Genomic DNA, 15,400 nt, shown 5'->3' on the forward strand with positions numbered 1-15,400 from the left:
ATAACCTAGGTTCCGAGCCCAAGGCCAGTCCATTTGCATATCAATATTGAAGTCCTAACTGGATGGTCGCAGTTTGCAAAGGATTGTTATGGGGTGACGACAGAAGCGCGACGCCCGATCCAAACAACCGGGGGGCCCGAAAGCTCGCCCCGCGTTTCAGGATCAAACGGCGCCGCGCCAGAATGGCGTAGCGAAGATATCGAGAGGCGTGGCGTTACATTTGGGGCAATGCCACATAGGCGCTGCCATCTGCGCTCCGCTCGAAACGGTCTCGCAATGAAGGCAATGCCGTTCCTTGGAAAGATCGCGATTGAGGAGCGGATGCACAGTGCGACCTTCTGCGTCCGGCTTGTGCGAGCGCTTTGGCCAATCGCGAGCGATCCGCCCTCGTAACCGTTCGACAGCGGCATTGCAGATAACGAGAGCCTTCGAGGCGAACTCAGGATCATCGGTCGGATTCTTATACCGTCCGGACTTTCTGATAACTGGCCCGTCCGATGGCGCCTGTTCTACGCAGTTCGCCCAACCGCGTCCGGTCATCAACACCTCGAAGTCTGCGAATAGACTTCGCCCGCATGGTCGAGAATGACGAGGCCGCGCTTGTCGCCCTTGGCGAGGAAAAAGCCGCGCTCTTCGAGACTACGCTCGAAGGACTGGCGGTCGTCCGAGCTTTTCCAGCAATCTTGTAACATCTGCTTGGTCCGCGCGGATCCAGGCCCTGGCGCTTGACCTGCTGCCATTCGGCCGGAGTAATGTTGCGCGGGTCGCGCTGCGCCGTATTGGCAAGCCCGCGCGGCATGTCCCAGCCATGTTTGAGATAAAGATCGCGGGATGTCCCAACCAGCTTCTTCATGAAAAACGAGAGCTGGCGGGCCATCATTGTCTCGGGATCAATGCGTGACCAGACGCAGTGAGCGTGACGCCGGCCTTCCTTTTCATGGAAGACAATGGCGCGGCTGATCGCTCAGGTCGAACTCGGCTTCGATCCGGTCAATCGCATTCTCGAATTGCGCTGGTGTTACATTGGCCTGCTCTGGTGAGCTGAGGCTTAGCGAGCAGAGGTACTGGCGGCATTTCGTGCCGCAACTGATCGCTTCCGCCTCCTTGAAAGCATCTCTCAGATTGTCGGAGGCGAAGCCCCTGAGTTCATGAAGGCTGATATGCTCATTGTCATCCATGCGCATGAGGTGGACGGTCAAATCCTGACCGCCGCCACGCTGTGAGCCTTTAAAGATCCTGACCGGCCCTCCGGCTTGAGCCCGAGGGCGAACAGAGGCAGGTCACGGATATAGCGAATGGCGCGAACCGCTTCGTTCAGTTCTGTCTCGGGTTGCTGATCGACCGGCAGTGCGTCGACATTCGCCAGATGGGCAAGTTGGTTGAGATTGCTGGCGAGGCTCGAGCGGCCGAGCAGGGCTAGTGCCTGGGCCAAGAACGGTTGCGCTTTTAAGCGCCGCACTCTTCAGCCTGCTTCAAGGCACGCCACGCGACCAGACAACCCCAACTGAAACCCAGAAGAACTCCCTGAGCACTGCATCGGCGTCGCTTTGCAGGTTTGCGGGCCAGCTGTCGACACTCAATACTGCGGCACAGCAGCTCTGTGGATGACAAATCAGGTAGACCAAAGCTGTGGAGTCTAGGATTACGACTTCATAGGACGAGTACGATGGTGTTAGTTGGGAAGCATGTCGATCCTCGCGCGTCTTTACAAACTGTACTCTCATGTCGAAACGCTTTTTTCTCTCGGGGGCTGGATTCTCTGGCTAATCGGTCTGACAGGGGCCGGTATTACCGCAGCGGCATCGGCGTACACGTCCTGGTACTGGGATAGCTATGGCTGGGTTGGTGTAGCCGCCGCTGGACTTTCCGCCTGGCTCTTGTTCGCACTATCCCTCCCACTTATCGCTGTTGGCATCCGTTTGATGCGCCCTCCGGCTGCTCCTCATCTGTCCCAAGTGACCTCGGCGCCTGAAGGACTCGCCGAGGTCCCGGATCAATTGGGAAATCTTAAGAACAAGTTGAGCGGCCTAGCTCAGGCTTGGATTACGGCTGACAGGGTGAGGGATGAAGGATTTGAGCGGATCCGATCCGACATTGGCGGTCTGAATGACCGATTAACGAAAATTGAAGTCAGCCTTCGCCCCAAAGGTGGAGGAATTTTAGCAGGTGGTTTGGACCGGAAGTCTGAAAGTCGTCTTGAAGATCTTGAGGCCAAGCTTGAAGACGCGTGGAATTATACGAGTTCTGTAAAGGATAGCCTTCAGGATGCCCTAGACCAACAGAAAGCCGTGTACGACCAGCAGTATTGGCTTTTGGTCACATCGTTGCGAGCGCGAGATGCTGAGGCGATGTTGCGGGAAGCAGATACCCTCATTATGAGGCTCGGCCCCAAGCTAACAGCGGCCGACAGCTACGAAAGTGGGGTGTTATGGTCGAAAGATCACAATCTTTGGGGACATAGCATCAGCAAGATAGATTGGGTGATGAGTCAGTGGTGGAAGGAAAAGCATCAGTCTCTTCTCGACCTTAAGCATTACGATTTTGAGCATAAGGATCGTAAAGCACCGACCCACATCTTGGTCGATCAAGAAAAGAATGCTATCCGCTACAAGCAGGTGTGCATAGTACAAGAAAGATACATGCGCTTACGAAGTGACCTTTTCAGCTACTTGGACAGCAAGGCGCGTGAGTTGCCCGGTTGATCCAAGTGTACATTTAGCACAACGCTATAGGAGGCGCTTAGTGCCCTCCCTTGAGAAGAATCCCTGGTCTAGGCTAGTGCTTCTGTCCCAGACCTCTCTTAGCAATCTTAGCAATAGTAGCGCGGCTGCACCCAGTAGTCCATTGCTGGGTTCCCCACGGGCTTGGTGAGGTAGCCCACCTATCCACCTACGCCCCAGCATCGAGAGTAATAGCTCTGTTGTCCTCTGACGAGTTCAGGAACACCGAGACGCGGCTCTGGCTGCCATAGGGCAATGTCCGATAAGTAGGGATTATCGGGCGTTGCCGCGGGTCAGAAAGCGGGTTGGCTCAAGACATCGGTTCAGGAGCCGGCTTCGGGTCTTCGGGTAGAGGAATGAACTCCTGATCATCATTCAAGGGCAGATGAATCCGACCGCTCTGCCAGTCGGCCTTGGCCTGCTCGATCCTGTCCTGGCGCGAGGAGACGAAGTTCCACCAGATGTGCCGTGGTCCCAGGGGTTCACCGCCCAGCAGCATAACCGTCGAGGCCTCAAGGGCCGTCAGGACCGGATCCGAGCGTCCGGCGAAGACCAGCATCTGCCCCGGGCCATAGTCCCGCCCGTCCGCTTCCACTCGACCTCCGACCACGTAAGCGGCTCTCTCTGGATACTCGCTCGGGATGCCAATCCGGCCACCAGCTTGCAACTCGGCATGGACATAGAACAGGGGAGACTGATTCCTGACCGGGTTGGTCAGCCCAAAGGCCCGACCTGCAATCAATCGCGCCGAGACACCTGCTTCCCCAAACACCGGGAGGTCTTCCGCGCCATGATGGATGAAGCTTGGCTCCATCTCCTCCTGAGCTTCCGGAAGGGCCACCCAGGCCTGGATGCCGTGCACCCGCCCGCCACTCTGCCGGATGGGGCCGTCGAAGCGCTCGGAGTGGCTGATGCCGCTGCCGGCCGTCATCCAGTTCACGGCGCCGGGCCGAATGGCCTGCTGCGCCCCCGTACTGTCCCGGTGCATGATCTCACCATCGAACAAGTATGTGACAGTTGAGAGCCCAATGTGCGGGTGAGGGCGCACGTCGGTCGTGCGGGGCACTTGCGGAGGCAGGTCCACGGGCCCCATATGGTCGAAGAAGATGAACGGCCCAACCATGCGCCGCCGCATGAACGGCAGCACGCGACCGACTTCGAAGCCGCCAGGGTCCTTGCGCCGTGCGCCAATCACCAGATCCAGCATCAAACCCTCCACGCCAAGCGCAAACCCCAGCCAGTCGGGATGGTTGGCCCTCAGGCGGGCTGAAATGTGGCCTGAAGGCGCGATGGGATCATTGATACGGGCAGGTGAGCGGCCATACCTCCTGATCTGACGCTTGGAGCTGTGTGGGTCCACCTGTGAGACAGCACATGCGTCGTCTTCATTCCCAGCCCACGATGGAGCTGATCCTATGACGAACGAACATCCAAGTGGAGTTAGGCCAGGACAGCATCCGTTCCGGGCCGTGCTGTGGGATATCGATGGCACCTTGCTGCTGAGCGAATCCATGCACTTTCGTGCCCTTCGACATGCCCTGGCAACCGAAGGGGTGGAGGTGCCTGACGAGTTTCATCATGAGATCGTCGGCCGAGCGGCGAAGGTCGTCTACAAGAAGTGCCGGCAGACCTTCGGCTTGTCGATGAGCTTCGACCAGTGGCGCCGGCTGAAATACAGCTACTACACCGCCCATGCGGCAGAGATCGCGGTGCGGCCCGGCGCGCTGGAGGCCTGGCGGATGTTCGAGCAGTCGGGGCTCCGGCAGGCCTTGGTTTCGAATTCTGACCGGATCGTGGTGAACGCCAACATCCGGGTGCTCGGTCTGGAAGAGCCCGGGTTTATTTCAGTATCGATCAATGATGTGGTGCGGGGCAAGCCTGACCCTGAGCCTTATAAGCGGGCGGCGACGCTTCTCGGACTTAAGACTCAGCAGTGTATCGCGATCGAAGACAGTCCGACCGGAGCCCAAGCCGCCCTTGCCGCTGGAACCCACATCATCGCGTGGCCGGAGGATCGGACGCTAGAGTTCCCGCCAGGCATCCGGCCCATCACGGATCTGGAGCCGGCAGTCAAGGAACTCCTGCGACATGTGGCTTAAGAGCGCTGCATAAGAGCATTACCGTGGGCAGGCCAGGGGACGGTGATGACCTCTTTCTCGGATGGCGTTGAAGCGACGCATGTTCATCACATCACCAAAAATGGTAAACCGCGCCCTGTTCCGGGATCACGAACTGGACGCCGAGATCGTTGCCAGCCTCCAGTTCTTGGCGGATTGCCTCCTGAGGCTGCTCGCCGGTCAGCAAATATTTGATATGGCTCACGACAACCGGCAGTCCTTTCAAAGCATTGCCACCGGCCTCCTGATCCAGACCATGTAGGGTCTTGTGGACCCATTTTGGTGTCAGGTGTCCGAACAGCAGATTGTCTGGCCGATCACTGGTGTATGACGTCTCCAGAATGATCGCCTTCAACTTCTGTTGTTTCACCTTGTCGGCAATAGCCTTCCAGATGTCCTGCATGTTGGAAACCTTCTGGACCTCGTCAGGACCGGTATCCCCAAAGCATAGGATGGCATCGTCCCCGCTTTCGATGAGGAAGGCAGTGGATTCGGCTCCTCCATGGTTGAGCGGGAATGCTGTGACGGTCATGCCAGTTCCTGTTAGCTCCTTGGCTTCGCTAGGCTTCAGGTCCTCCAGGTGATACTTCTTCAACTGCGGCTGCTGGCCACGATCCAGCATGTTGGGCCAAGCCTTCCAGTTGAAGTAGGTCTGCTCGATCTCCGCACTCACTGACGGCAGACTGTAGATGGTCTTGTTGCTGTCATCCGGCGAAGCGATCACCAGCCCCTGCACGTGGTCGAGATGTGCGTGGCTGATCAGGTAGCCTTTGATCTCGTTTTTCAACACGTGCCCGATGACGCTGTCGGTCGAGCCATCGGGCACTTTGACGTCGCTGAAGACGCCCTTGTCCTGAGCGACCTTCAACCCGTTGACCAGACTGCCGGCATCGCACGCAATCGCGTTCCGGTCTCCGTGCGGCCGAATGAGATAAGAGCTGAGATTGCCGTCCTGAATGCCGCCCAGAGCGCCGAGAGCGATTACATCGAAGCCCTGGTCCGACAGAGCGGTGGTGGGCATCAGAAGCAATGACATTGAAACAAGCGATGGGATCAGCCTCATGAAGGTTCCGCCACTTTCAAATGAACGTTCGCATGAGAAATGCTGGCACAGGCGAGGGATGAAAGCCAACCGCCATCCGCCTGGTATTGCCGCGGATGACGTTCGGCCGGACGAAAATGGCCGGTAAGAGCAGGAAGTATCCGAATACTATCAACAGGGCGGTTTAGGATGGCAGGACAGCATCAATGCGGCCTTGCAGAAGGCGGCTGGCAAAGAAAGGATTGTCTCATGAACGGTTCAACTCCTCCCCCCAGCCGAGTGCCGTTGACCGCGCTGTTTCTGGTAGGCGCCGCCAATGGAGCGGTGGCCCAAGATCCTAAACCTGTACATTACACCTGTGCGGATGGACAAAGCTTCAGGCCATCTTCTCTCGCCAAGCACCTCAATGGGATCAGTGAAGCTCGTCTTTACCGGGTCCTCGACCGAGACGACGCTCCCACAGGCTCTTTCTGTGGATGGAGCGCTGTACGCAAGGCTACGTCGAATTCTGGATCAAAGGGAAGGAGCAACTCTGACCCGAGTGGCAAAATCAACAACGTGCCGTACCGGCAGCTAATCGACACCTTCCGACTGGCCAGCCCAACGCCTCCATGACGGCGGTGAGCCGACCATCACAAGGCCACGTTTAAAGGCTTTCCCTGACCAATGCTGTTGAAAAACTCACCTGCGAGATCCTGAGCATCTACAGGTTGTATGGAGACGCTCGTGTGACCACAGTAACAGCGATATAGCCGCTAGCGAAAATGAGGTTGCGAGAGTTTTTCAACAGCATCGACCTCTTGCGGACCTTCAGTTAGGCGGGGCCAATAATCACTTCTAGGACTGTTCTACGTCGCATATTGAACTTGCCTAGGGTCGTTGTTACATCTAAGACCATGATCACGTTCGCTCAGATTCTGCGACTTCGCCTCCCGGTCGTTCCGACGGCCGGGTCTTTCGTCGTTTTCGCGAAGTAATCCGGGCGACGCTCCTCTCTGAGTTCGCCCGAACGCAGAGAGTCGAGCCATGAAAGCCAATTTCTACTGTGCCGTGATGTTCCCATATCCGTCCGCGGCGGGTCTGCATCTGGGGCACTACTACAACTATGCCATTATCGATTCCTATTGCCGCTGGCTGAGACACCGCGGCACGACAGTCTTCCAGCCCTTCGGCTATGACGCCTTCGGTCTGCCGGCCGAGAACTACGCCCGCAAGGTCGGACGTGACCCGACCTATGTAACCTACGAGAACATCGCGCAGTTTAGGCGACAGATGGCCCGCATGAACACCTGCTACGAGGAGCGCCTGATCACCTGTGACCCTTCTTACATGAAGTGGACGCAGTGGATCTTCACGCGCCTGCACGAGCGCGGGTTGGCCTACAAGGCCTGGGGTGAGGTGAACTGGTGCCCGTCCTGCGAGACCGTGCTGGCCAACGAGCAGGTCATCGACGGGCACTGCGAGCGCTGCGGCAGCACGGTCGAGCGACGGGACATGAACCAGTGGTACTTCCGGATCACGGACTACCGGGACCGTCTGATCGCCGGCCTGGACCGGATCGACATGCCGGATTCCACCAAGCGGATGCAGCGGGCGTGGCTGGCGAACCTGAGGGATTGGTGTATCTCGCGACAGCGGACATGGGGCTGCCCGATCCCGGTCGAGGGCGAGACGGACACCCTGGACACGTTCGTGGACTCGTCCTTCTACTACCTGCGCTACCTGACCGACAGCGACACCGAGTTCCTGCCGGAGGGCTGCTACCAGCCCGTCGACCTGTACGTCGGCGGGGCCGAGCACGCCTGCATGCACCTGATCTACACCCGGTTCATCCACATGGTGCTGTTCGATATGGGCATCGTCCCGCAGGAGGAGCCGTTCAGGAAGGTGATCCACCAGGGTGTCATCAGGAGGGACGGAGCGAAGATGTCGAAGTCGAAGGGGAATGCTGTCAGTCCCGACGACTACGATCCCGACGAGCTGCGGCTGTACCTGATGTTCATCGGTCCTTATTCAGAGGGCGGGGAGTGGTCGGACGAGCACCTCGTCGGCCAACGCAGGTTCCTGTCGCGGATGAGGCGCTGGCTGGCAGATCGAGGCTCCGACCGGATCGAGCTGTCGCCCTTCGAGGATCAAGTGGACTGTGACGTGCGGGCCTTCAAATTCAACAAGATCGTCAGCGGCTTCATGGAGTTCTACAACCGTCACAAGAACCTGAGACCAGACGAGGAAACAGCTCGGCGAGTGGAAGAGGTGCTAGGTGTATTCGCACCCGGATTTTGTGCTCTACACTCTGAGGACGAGAGAAGCCGTACAGTCCCGGGCTTGCTCACGCCTTCATGAATACGTCATCCGGATCAAGTCCATTCATGGACAAGGCAGCCCTCTCGATCTTGAGCATTCGATGGTCAGGGACTGATCGGAATCGAGGCGAAGGCCGCCGGCCGTGATCACATCTTAGGCAATCGAGGCGGCGGAATGCTACAGATTGATCAAGCGCTGAAACCGGAACTCGTCTCAGATTGGGCCCGCCGTGAGCATGAGGAGCCTGCCCCAGACAGTGCAGGCTTCTTCTTTTTGGGCAGACAACCATCAACGAAAAGCCAGCCTCAGGGGTGAGGCGGGCTTTGGCTTCATCTGAGGCACGCTATGGGTGGATTATGGCCAACCTTTGCGAGCGTTCGCACGCTCACAGCGACAATAAACATCCAATCTCAGTCGGTCTGCTCGTGCATCCAGCTCTGACACTTCGAGCAACTACGAATGCGCACCAAAGCTGTCTGACGCACCTGATGACCGAGATCTTATCCTAACCCGGTATAGGTAGGCAGATATTGTGAAGGGACTCCTGAAGGGAGCTATCATTCCTAACGTCCCAAATGAGGCGTATTACACCCAAAATGGTCAGATCGCTTTAGAAGGGGAGCGAAATTGCAAATTCCGAACGTGCCAATGAAAGCAATAGTTTAAGCGCATGGGTGCGTGCAGTGGCGTTAGAGCCTTCCGTTTACCCCTATGCGACCATATTAGCGTGGGACATAGGGCATAGCCGAGGTGAACAGCGTTGACAACGCTCAACAAGACCCAGAACAGGATGATGAACTTCCGCACGACATGCCCGCTGCCACTGACTCTTGTGCTACCCACAACCCATATATGACGATGCTCGGCTTTCAACTCGCCTGCTCTTAATTCATTTTAAATCCTTGTACCAAGTTGTTCCATTCGGCGTGTCTTCCAGGACCACTCCCTTAGCCCTCAGAGCGTCCCGGATGCGATCTGACTCAGCGAAGTTCCCCTCCTTACGGGCGTCCGTACGCTGCACGATCAAGGCTCTGACCTCTTCATCCACGTGTCCTCGTAGAAACTGATCATTGTTGTAGAGATCAAACCCAAGAATACTGCCGGCCTCCCGCATGGCCGCTGCGATGGCAACCCGATCTTTCGGATTACCCGTCATCAGATCGCGGGCGAGCCAATGCATCTCCGCAATCGCCAAAGGCGTGTTCAGATCGCTCGCGAGGGCCTCCAGGACAGGCGCGTGATGACCTTTCGTTACTTGATTAGCGGCAATGTCGTCGAGAGCTCTATGCCAGCCTTGAAGTGTCGTGGCAGCCTCCCGAAGCAGCTGCTGGGTCCAGTCAAGCGGGGAGCGGTAATGCGCCATCAACAGCGCTAGCCGGATCACCGCACCAGGAACCCCTTGATTGAGCACATCCCGGACCGTGGTGAAGTTCCCGGCACTCTTGGCCATCTTCTCCCCGTCAATGAGAAGCATGCCGTTGTGGATCCAGTAGCGAGCCAGGGGATCTCCGTCATGAGCGCACTGGCTCTGGCTGATCTCGCAGTCATGGTGAGGAAAGCGCAGATCAGCTCCGCCGCCATGAATATCGATGGTATATCCCAGCACAGCCTCGATCATGGCAGAGCACTCGATGTGCCAGCCTGGACGTCCTCGGCCATAGGGACCATCCCAGCCGGGTTGGTCGACAGTGGAAGGTTTCCACATGACGAAGTCCGAGGGATGGCGTTTATAGGCGGCGGGATCGACACGCGCGCCTGCCTCTAGATCTTCTTGGAGATGGCGGGAGAGCAGTCCGTGGGCTGGATAGGATGGCACGTGAAAGAGCACGTGCCCTTCGGCCTCATAGGCGTGCCCTCTGTCGATCAAACGGCTGATCATGTCGAGCATCCGGTCAATGGCTCCGGTAGCGCGAGGCTCGTGGGTTGGACGCAACACACCCAATGCCTCCGTGACCTCATGGTAGTCTTGGATCGTGCGCTCCGTCAGGTCGCTGATGCGGTCGCCATCCGCCCTAGCCCGTTCCATGATCTTGTCGTCTACATCAGTGAAGTTCCGGGCGTACACAACTTGCGGGTAATGATGTTGGAGCAGACGGAAGAGCACGTCGAAGACCACTGCTGGCCGAGCATTGCCCAAATGCGGCGTGTCATAGACTGTAGGACCACAAACGTACATGGTGATCCGGTGTGGATCCTGAGGGACAAAAGGCTCTACCGTTTGTGTCATCGAATTGTGCAGACGAAGGTTCATGAAGTTACCTCCTGTACAATCTGGAACCACCACCATTGGTACCTTGGAGATGTATAGAGAGGGAACCGAATGACCTGGCTGTTGCGCCTGGGCAGACAGAGCTAGGCTTGCGCAGCTGGACTTGGAGCGATGTGCTTGGGCCGGGCAAGGCCTCTGTTCTCCTATTCAGAAGCCTATCTCAAAGGCAGGAAACCAATCACCTGACGCTGCGGTCCTTGCTGCTTCAGAGTGCCCACCATGTCTTGGTATTCGCGCTCCATTTCCGGCGTGACCGAGGGCCGGGTCTCCTGCAGGGCGTGCTCAAAATGGGCCATAGTGATGGTCTGCGCATCGAGGGCTTCACGCAAGGCCAGTAGACCGGCCCGGCGTGTGAGATCCTCAAGATCGGCCCCGGTAAAGCGGCTCGTCCGTTCCGCGATGCTGTCCAGATCGACATCCGACCCCAGAGGCATAGCCTTGGTGTGAATACCGAGGATGTGATGGCGGCCCTGGGCATCGGGAACCGGCACGTAGATCAGCTCGTCGAAGCGGCCCGGCCGGAGCAGGGCAGGATCGATCAGGTTAGGCCTGTTCGTGGCGGCCATGACGACGACGCCCTGCAGCTCCTCCAAGCCGTCCATCTCAACCAGGATCGTGTTGACCACCCGCTCCGTCACGGCCGGTTCGCCCAGGCCGCCGCCGCGGACGGGGGCGAGGGAATCGATCTCGTCGATGAAGATCACCGTCGGGGCGACCTGGCGGGCGCGGGCGAAGAGGCGGGAGACCTGCTGCTCGGATTCTCCGTACCATTTGGACAGGAGGTCTGACGATTTGGTCGCCACGAAATTGGCCTGCGCCTCGCGGGCGACAGCCTTCGCCAGCAGGGTTTTGCCGGTTCCGGGCGGACCGAAGAGCAGGAAGCCCTTGGCAGGCCTGATCCTAAGGCGCCGGAACGACTCCGGGTTCTTGAGCGGAAGCTCCACGCCTTCGCGCAGGCGGGTTCTAGCCTCCTCCACACCGCCGATGTCGTCCCAGGTGACGTTGGGCACCTGGATCATGATCTCACGCAACGCCGAGGGCTGGACCCGCTTCATGGCGTTGAGGAAGTCCTGCCGCATGACCTGCAGGCTCTCGAGGACATCCGAGGGAATGCCGTCCCTGAGATTGATGCCCGGCAGGATGCGCCGCAGGGAGTCCATGGCCGCTTCGCGGGAGAGCGCCGCGAGATCCGCACCGACAAAGCCGTAGGTGGTGCGGGCGACCTCGTCGAGGTTCACGTCCTCGGCTAGAGGCATGCCGCGCATGTGGATCGCTAGGATCTCGCGCCGGCCGGGCTCATCTGGAACGCCGATGACGATCTCCCGGTCGAAGCGGCCCGGACGACGCAAAGCCTCGTCAATGGCCTCACGACGGTTGGTGGCGCCGATCACCACGATGTTCTGGCGCGGCTCCAGCCCGTCCATGAGGGTGAGCAACTGCGCCACGACGCGTCGCTCAACCTCGCCTGTGACTTCCTCACGCTTGGGAGCGATGCTGTCGATCTCATCGATGAAGATGATCGCGGGCGCATTCTGCTGAGCCTCCTGGAAGACCTGCCGCAAACGCTGCTCGGACTCGCCGTAGTGCCGGCCCATGATCTCGGGGCCGGCAATGTGAAAGAACCGTGCTTCCGTCTCGTTGGCGACGGCCCGGGCCAGCCGGGTTTTGCCGGTGCCAGGAGGACCGTAGAGCAGAACCCCTTTTGGCGGATCGATGCCGAGGCGCTGGAACAGCTCCGGATGGCGCAGCGGCAGTTCCACCATTTCGCGCACCTGATCCACCGTGCTGCCGAGGCCGCCGATGTCGTCATAGGTGACGTCTCCCCGTCGCACTTCCTTCGGCGCCTCGAACTGCGGACGAAGATCGACTTCTGTCTTGGCCGTGACCTGAACGATGCCGCGGGGCTCGGTCGAGACGACCACGAGACGGATCTCTTGTAGGCCGAAGGCCGGAATATTCAACATCCCGCTCAGCTCGTCGGGCAGGCGGGAGCCGGCGATGCTGGGGGTGCAGACGGAGGTGGAGATCACGTCGCCCGCCGTGAGCGGGCGCTGATGGAAGGTGCGCTTCAGGGCATCGCTGCAACCCTGCAGGCGGAATCCTTTCTGGGCGGGAGCGAGCACGACTCGCGCTGCTGGGCGAACTTCGGCCCTTTTGACCTCGACGTAATCGCCACTGCCGACCCCGGCATTGACGCGCTGGAGGCCATCGAGGCGGAGGATGTCGAGCCCTTCGTCCTCAGGATAAGGGCCGACGACCAGAGCCGTCGTGTGGCGTTTGCCGATGATTTCGATAGCCTCTCCCTCTTGAAGAGCCATCGCTGTGAGTGCCTGATGGCTCATCCGAGCTATGCCGCGTCCTGCATCGCCAAGGGGAGCATTCGCGACCTGGAGGCGTACCGCCTGTCCAATTTCTGCCATTGCTGCCGTCCCATCGGTGAGTTAAGCGAACACGCGGTGGCAAGCACCACGATGAGCGCCTTGTGCAGATTCTCTTGCGTGTTACAGGTCCGGAAGTCTGGGCTCGGCTTCGGCAAGAAATCCGCAGGTCAAACACCTCACTTTTTGCTAACTGCTTGTTCTTTGGTGGGGATATGCTCTTGGTTCGAGGGTAGCCTCAATCGCAGTCTCCAGCCACAGGTGAAGCGATATGGTCGTGTTTCATGGTGGCCTCGCTTGCTGCTATTCGCCAGTCCCACACGCCTAAACAGCACGCCAATCCGAATGGATGACTAACTTGTTCCGGTCCAATTCGGCCATTTTTGCGGTACGCGCCCGGAAAGCACTTACCGGTAGTCTCACGCGTTATCATGAGTCGAATGCCCATTGACGCCTAGTCAGCGATTGTCTCGATATTGCGGGAGCTTGCCGGAGCTTGCGGAAATTGTGAGTGTGAATTGTGTTCTGACGGTCCGCGCTCGTCTTCACGCCTGAAGATTGGAGCTTTGAGCGCCGCTCATACAGCCGGCATGATGTCGACCATGATGACTCTAATCGAGCAGACAAAAGGGCCCGGAGCAATCCGGGCCCTTCCTTTTACGGAGATCTCCTGGGTGGAGATCAACGCTCCATGCTTGCAGACCTAGGCAGCGGTGCTGCGGCGCGGCAGCTTCCAACCCGGACGGACGAAGTGGCAGGTGTAGCCATTCGGAAGCCGCTCGAGATAGTCCTGATGCTCCGGCTCGGCTTCCCAGAAGTCGCCCGCTGGCTCAAGTTCCGTGACAACCTTCCCTGGCCACAGGCCCGAGGCATCCACATCCGCGATCGTGTCCTCGGCCACCTGGCGCTGCTCGTCCGAGGTGTAGAAGATCGCCGAGCGGTAGCTTTGACCGAGGTCATTGCCCTGCCGGTTCTTCGTGCTCGGGTCATGGATCTGGAAGAAGAACTCCAGCAGGTCGCGGAAGCTTGTCTTCTCCGGGTCGAAGATGATCTCAATCGCTTCGGCGTGTGTGCCGTGGTTGCGGTAGGTCGCGTTCGGCACGTCCCCGCCGGAGTACCCGACGCGGGTGGAGACGACACCGGGGCGGCGACGGATGAGATCCTGCATGCCCCAGAAGCAGCCCCCGGCCAGGATGGCCCGCTCAGTCACACCAGTCATGTTCATTCTCCTTTCTCTGCAAAGAGCTTGCGAAACTCGCCGTAGCCCTCGCTCTCTAACTCATCCAGGTGGATGAAGCGCAGCGAGGCCGAATTGATGCAGTAGCGCAATCCGCCGTCCTCTTGTGGCCCATCCGGGAACACGTGTCCCAGGTGGCTGTCACCGTGGGCCGAGCGCACCTCGGTTCGCACCATGCCATGGCTCGTATCGCGGTTCTCGATGATGTTGTCGGCGTCGATCGGTTTGACGAAGCTGGGCCAGCCGCTGCCGCTGTCGTACTTGTCAAACGAGGCAAACAGCGGCTCGCCTGAGACAACGTCAACATAGAGTCCGGGTTCGTCGTTGTCCCAGTATTCGTTGGCGAAGGGGCGCTCAGTCCCGTCCGTCTGCGTCACCCGGTACTGCTCCGGGGTGAGACAGGACAGGGCGTCGGGGTTCTTGTGATAGGTCTTCATTGGCTGTTCTCCTTCCGTCGTGAGGACGATGGGCTCAGGAAGTGGTCGACGAGACTGCGTTCTGGCGTGCGATGAGATCGATCTCACCGCGGGAGATGCCAAGATCATCGAGCTGGCGATCGGAGAACTGCATCAGTTCGCGGACGGTCTCGCGGTAGCGCTGATAGGCGCGGATCTTCGACAGGATGAATGTGACAAACATGGAAAACTCCTATTGTTGAATGGGCCGACACGGCCGGTTTGGGAATGGTGGTTGCTGCTATCGGAGTGTCAGGGGGCGGAGCCGAGGGAGCTCCGCCCTCGTCCTTCGGCTAGGCACGGGCGGAACGGAGCGCCGCGAACGAGTCGACAGCGATCCAGAGGGAGACAGCGAGCAGACCGACGTCCTTGAGCAGGAACTGCCCGGGAGCGACCGAGATCGCCGGAAAGCCCATCTCCGGTTCGAACACACCCGGTGTCGTCACCATGAAGCTGAGCGTAGTCACGAACAGCCCAGCCGAGAGCAGACCGCCGACAAGCGAGTACTTCGGGCTGCCGAGCCGGGCCGCGATCAGGGCGCCGATGCTGAGCTCAAGAATGCCGAGAAGGCCGGAAAACAGCCGCTCGCTGAAAAGAAAATAGGCCCAGCTCAGAAGCGGGCTGTTGCCGACGAGGCCGGTCAGGCCCTGCGCTTCATAGGCGGTGAACTTCATGCCGCCGAACCAAGCATACACCACGACCAGCGAGGCATAGAGGCCGGTGGTGGTGACAGCCCGGCCGTAGCGGTCGACCAGGTCAACGGGGAAAGCGGCGCGGGCCTGGAGGCGCGGATACGCCGGGGCGGTGTGGACGGGAATGTGAGACACGATCTTTTCCTCTGGAATGGTTGTGTCGGGCAATCCGCCGGCTTGCCGGGG

Annotated in this window: 14 protein-coding genes; 3 read left to right on the top strand and 11 right to left on the bottom strand. The window is 59.1% G+C overall.

Features of this window, described 5'->3' with window-relative positions; translation table 11 throughout:
- Positions 1 to 539 precede the first annotated feature (539 nt).
- The 3 genes from DRB19_RS30710 to DRB19_RS06030 all read right to left on the bottom strand — a co-directional run bounded on the left by DRB19_RS30710 (position 540) and on the right by DRB19_RS06030 (position 1,459).
- Positions 540 to 692, bottom strand: a complete 153-nt coding sequence (locus DRB19_RS30710; protein WP_174799916.1) for a hypothetical protein — start codon at positions 690 to 692, stop codon at positions 540 to 542.
- A 243-nt stretch (positions 693 to 935) separates the two neighbouring features.
- The gene (locus DRB19_RS30715) at positions 936 to 1,184 is read right to left on the bottom strand and encodes a hypothetical protein (protein WP_174799915.1); all 249 of its coding nucleotides are present in this window, start codon (positions 1,182 to 1,184) and stop codon (positions 936 to 938) included.
- 11 nt (positions 1,185 to 1,195) lie between these two features.
- Entirely contained in the window at positions 1,196 to 1,459 is a 264-nt protein-coding gene (locus tag DRB19_RS06030) for a hypothetical protein (RefSeq protein WP_147021673.1), read from the bottom strand.
- A gap of 226 nt (positions 1,460 to 1,685) precedes the next feature.
- Between DRB19_RS06030 and DRB19_RS06035 the strand changes: the two genes are divergently transcribed.
- Positions 1,686 to 2,702 (top strand): hypothetical protein, encoded by a 1,017-nt coding sequence (locus DRB19_RS06035; RefSeq protein WP_114185132.1) that lies wholly within the window; start codon positions 1,686 to 1,688, stop codon positions 2,700 to 2,702.
- Positions 2,703 to 3,030: 328 nt separating this feature from the next.
- Here the strand turns inward: DRB19_RS06035 and DRB19_RS06040 are convergent, their stop codons facing one another.
- Complete coding sequence (locus tag DRB19_RS06040) at positions 3,031 to 3,927, bottom strand: pirin family protein (RefSeq protein WP_114185133.1); 897 nt, start codon at positions 3,925 to 3,927, stop codon at positions 3,031 to 3,033.
- A 208-nt stretch (positions 3,928 to 4,135) separates the two neighbouring features.
- Here DRB19_RS06040 and DRB19_RS06045 point away from each other — a divergent pair, with 208 nt between their 5' ends.
- Positions 4,136 to 4,819 (top strand): HAD family hydrolase, encoded by a 684-nt coding sequence (locus DRB19_RS06045; RefSeq protein WP_114185134.1) that lies wholly within the window; start codon positions 4,136 to 4,138, stop codon positions 4,817 to 4,819.
- A gap of 91 nt (positions 4,820 to 4,910) precedes the next feature.
- Here DRB19_RS06045 and DRB19_RS06050 read toward each other — a convergent pair whose 3' ends face one another.
- On the bottom strand, positions 4,911 to 5,900 hold the full coding sequence (locus DRB19_RS06050; RefSeq protein WP_114185135.1) for an MBL fold metallo-hydrolase: 990 nt from the start codon (positions 5,898 to 5,900) through the stop codon (positions 4,911 to 4,913).
- 1,005 nt (positions 5,901 to 6,905) lie between these two features.
- On the opposite strand from DRB19_RS06050, the gene DRB19_RS06055 reads away from it, so the two are divergent.
- Positions 6,906 to 8,222, top strand: a complete 1,317-nt coding sequence (locus tag DRB19_RS06055; protein ID WP_114185136.1) for a class I tRNA ligase family protein — start codon at positions 6,906 to 6,908, stop codon at positions 8,220 to 8,222.
- 850 nt (positions 8,223 to 9,072) lie between these two features.
- Here DRB19_RS06055 and cysS read toward each other — a convergent pair.
- The 6 genes from cysS to DRB19_RS06085 form a co-directional block, all read right to left on the bottom strand.
- The gene (gene cysS, locus DRB19_RS06060) at positions 9,073 to 10,434 is read right to left on the bottom strand and encodes a cysteine--tRNA ligase (RefSeq protein WP_114185137.1); all 1,362 of its coding nucleotides are present in this window, start codon (positions 10,432 to 10,434) and stop codon (positions 9,073 to 9,075) included.
- 173 nt (positions 10,435 to 10,607) lie between these two features.
- Complete coding sequence (locus DRB19_RS06065) at positions 10,608 to 12,872, bottom strand: CDC48 family AAA ATPase (protein ID WP_114185138.1); 2,265 nt, start codon at positions 12,870 to 12,872, stop codon at positions 10,608 to 10,610.
- Positions 12,873 to 13,533: 661 nt separating this feature from the next.
- Complete coding sequence (gene msrA / locus DRB19_RS06070; protein WP_114185139.1) at positions 13,534 to 14,049, bottom strand: peptide-methionine (S)-S-oxide reductase MsrA; 516 nt, start codon at positions 14,047 to 14,049, stop codon at positions 13,534 to 13,536.
- A 2-nt stretch (positions 14,050 to 14,051) separates the two neighbouring features.
- Positions 14,052 to 14,504, bottom strand: a complete 453-nt coding sequence (gene msrB / locus DRB19_RS06075) for a peptide-methionine (R)-S-oxide reductase MsrB (RefSeq protein WP_114185140.1) — start codon at positions 14,502 to 14,504, stop codon at positions 14,052 to 14,054.
- A 34-nt stretch (positions 14,505 to 14,538) separates the two neighbouring features.
- On the bottom strand, positions 14,539 to 14,706 hold the full coding sequence (locus tag DRB19_RS06080; protein ID WP_114185141.1) for a DUF1127 domain-containing protein: 168 nt from the start codon (positions 14,704 to 14,706) through the stop codon (positions 14,539 to 14,541).
- Positions 14,707 to 14,815: 109 nt separating this feature from the next.
- Complete coding sequence (locus tag DRB19_RS06085; RefSeq protein ID WP_114185213.1) at positions 14,816 to 15,349, bottom strand: YkgB family protein; 534 nt, start codon at positions 15,347 to 15,349, stop codon at positions 14,816 to 14,818.
- Positions 15,350 to 15,400 lie beyond the last annotated feature (51 nt).

This window comes from Microvirga aerophila (genome assembly GCF_003332305.1).
Classification (GTDB): domain Bacteria; phylum Pseudomonadota; class Alphaproteobacteria; order Rhizobiales; family Beijerinckiaceae; genus Microvirga; species Microvirga aerophila.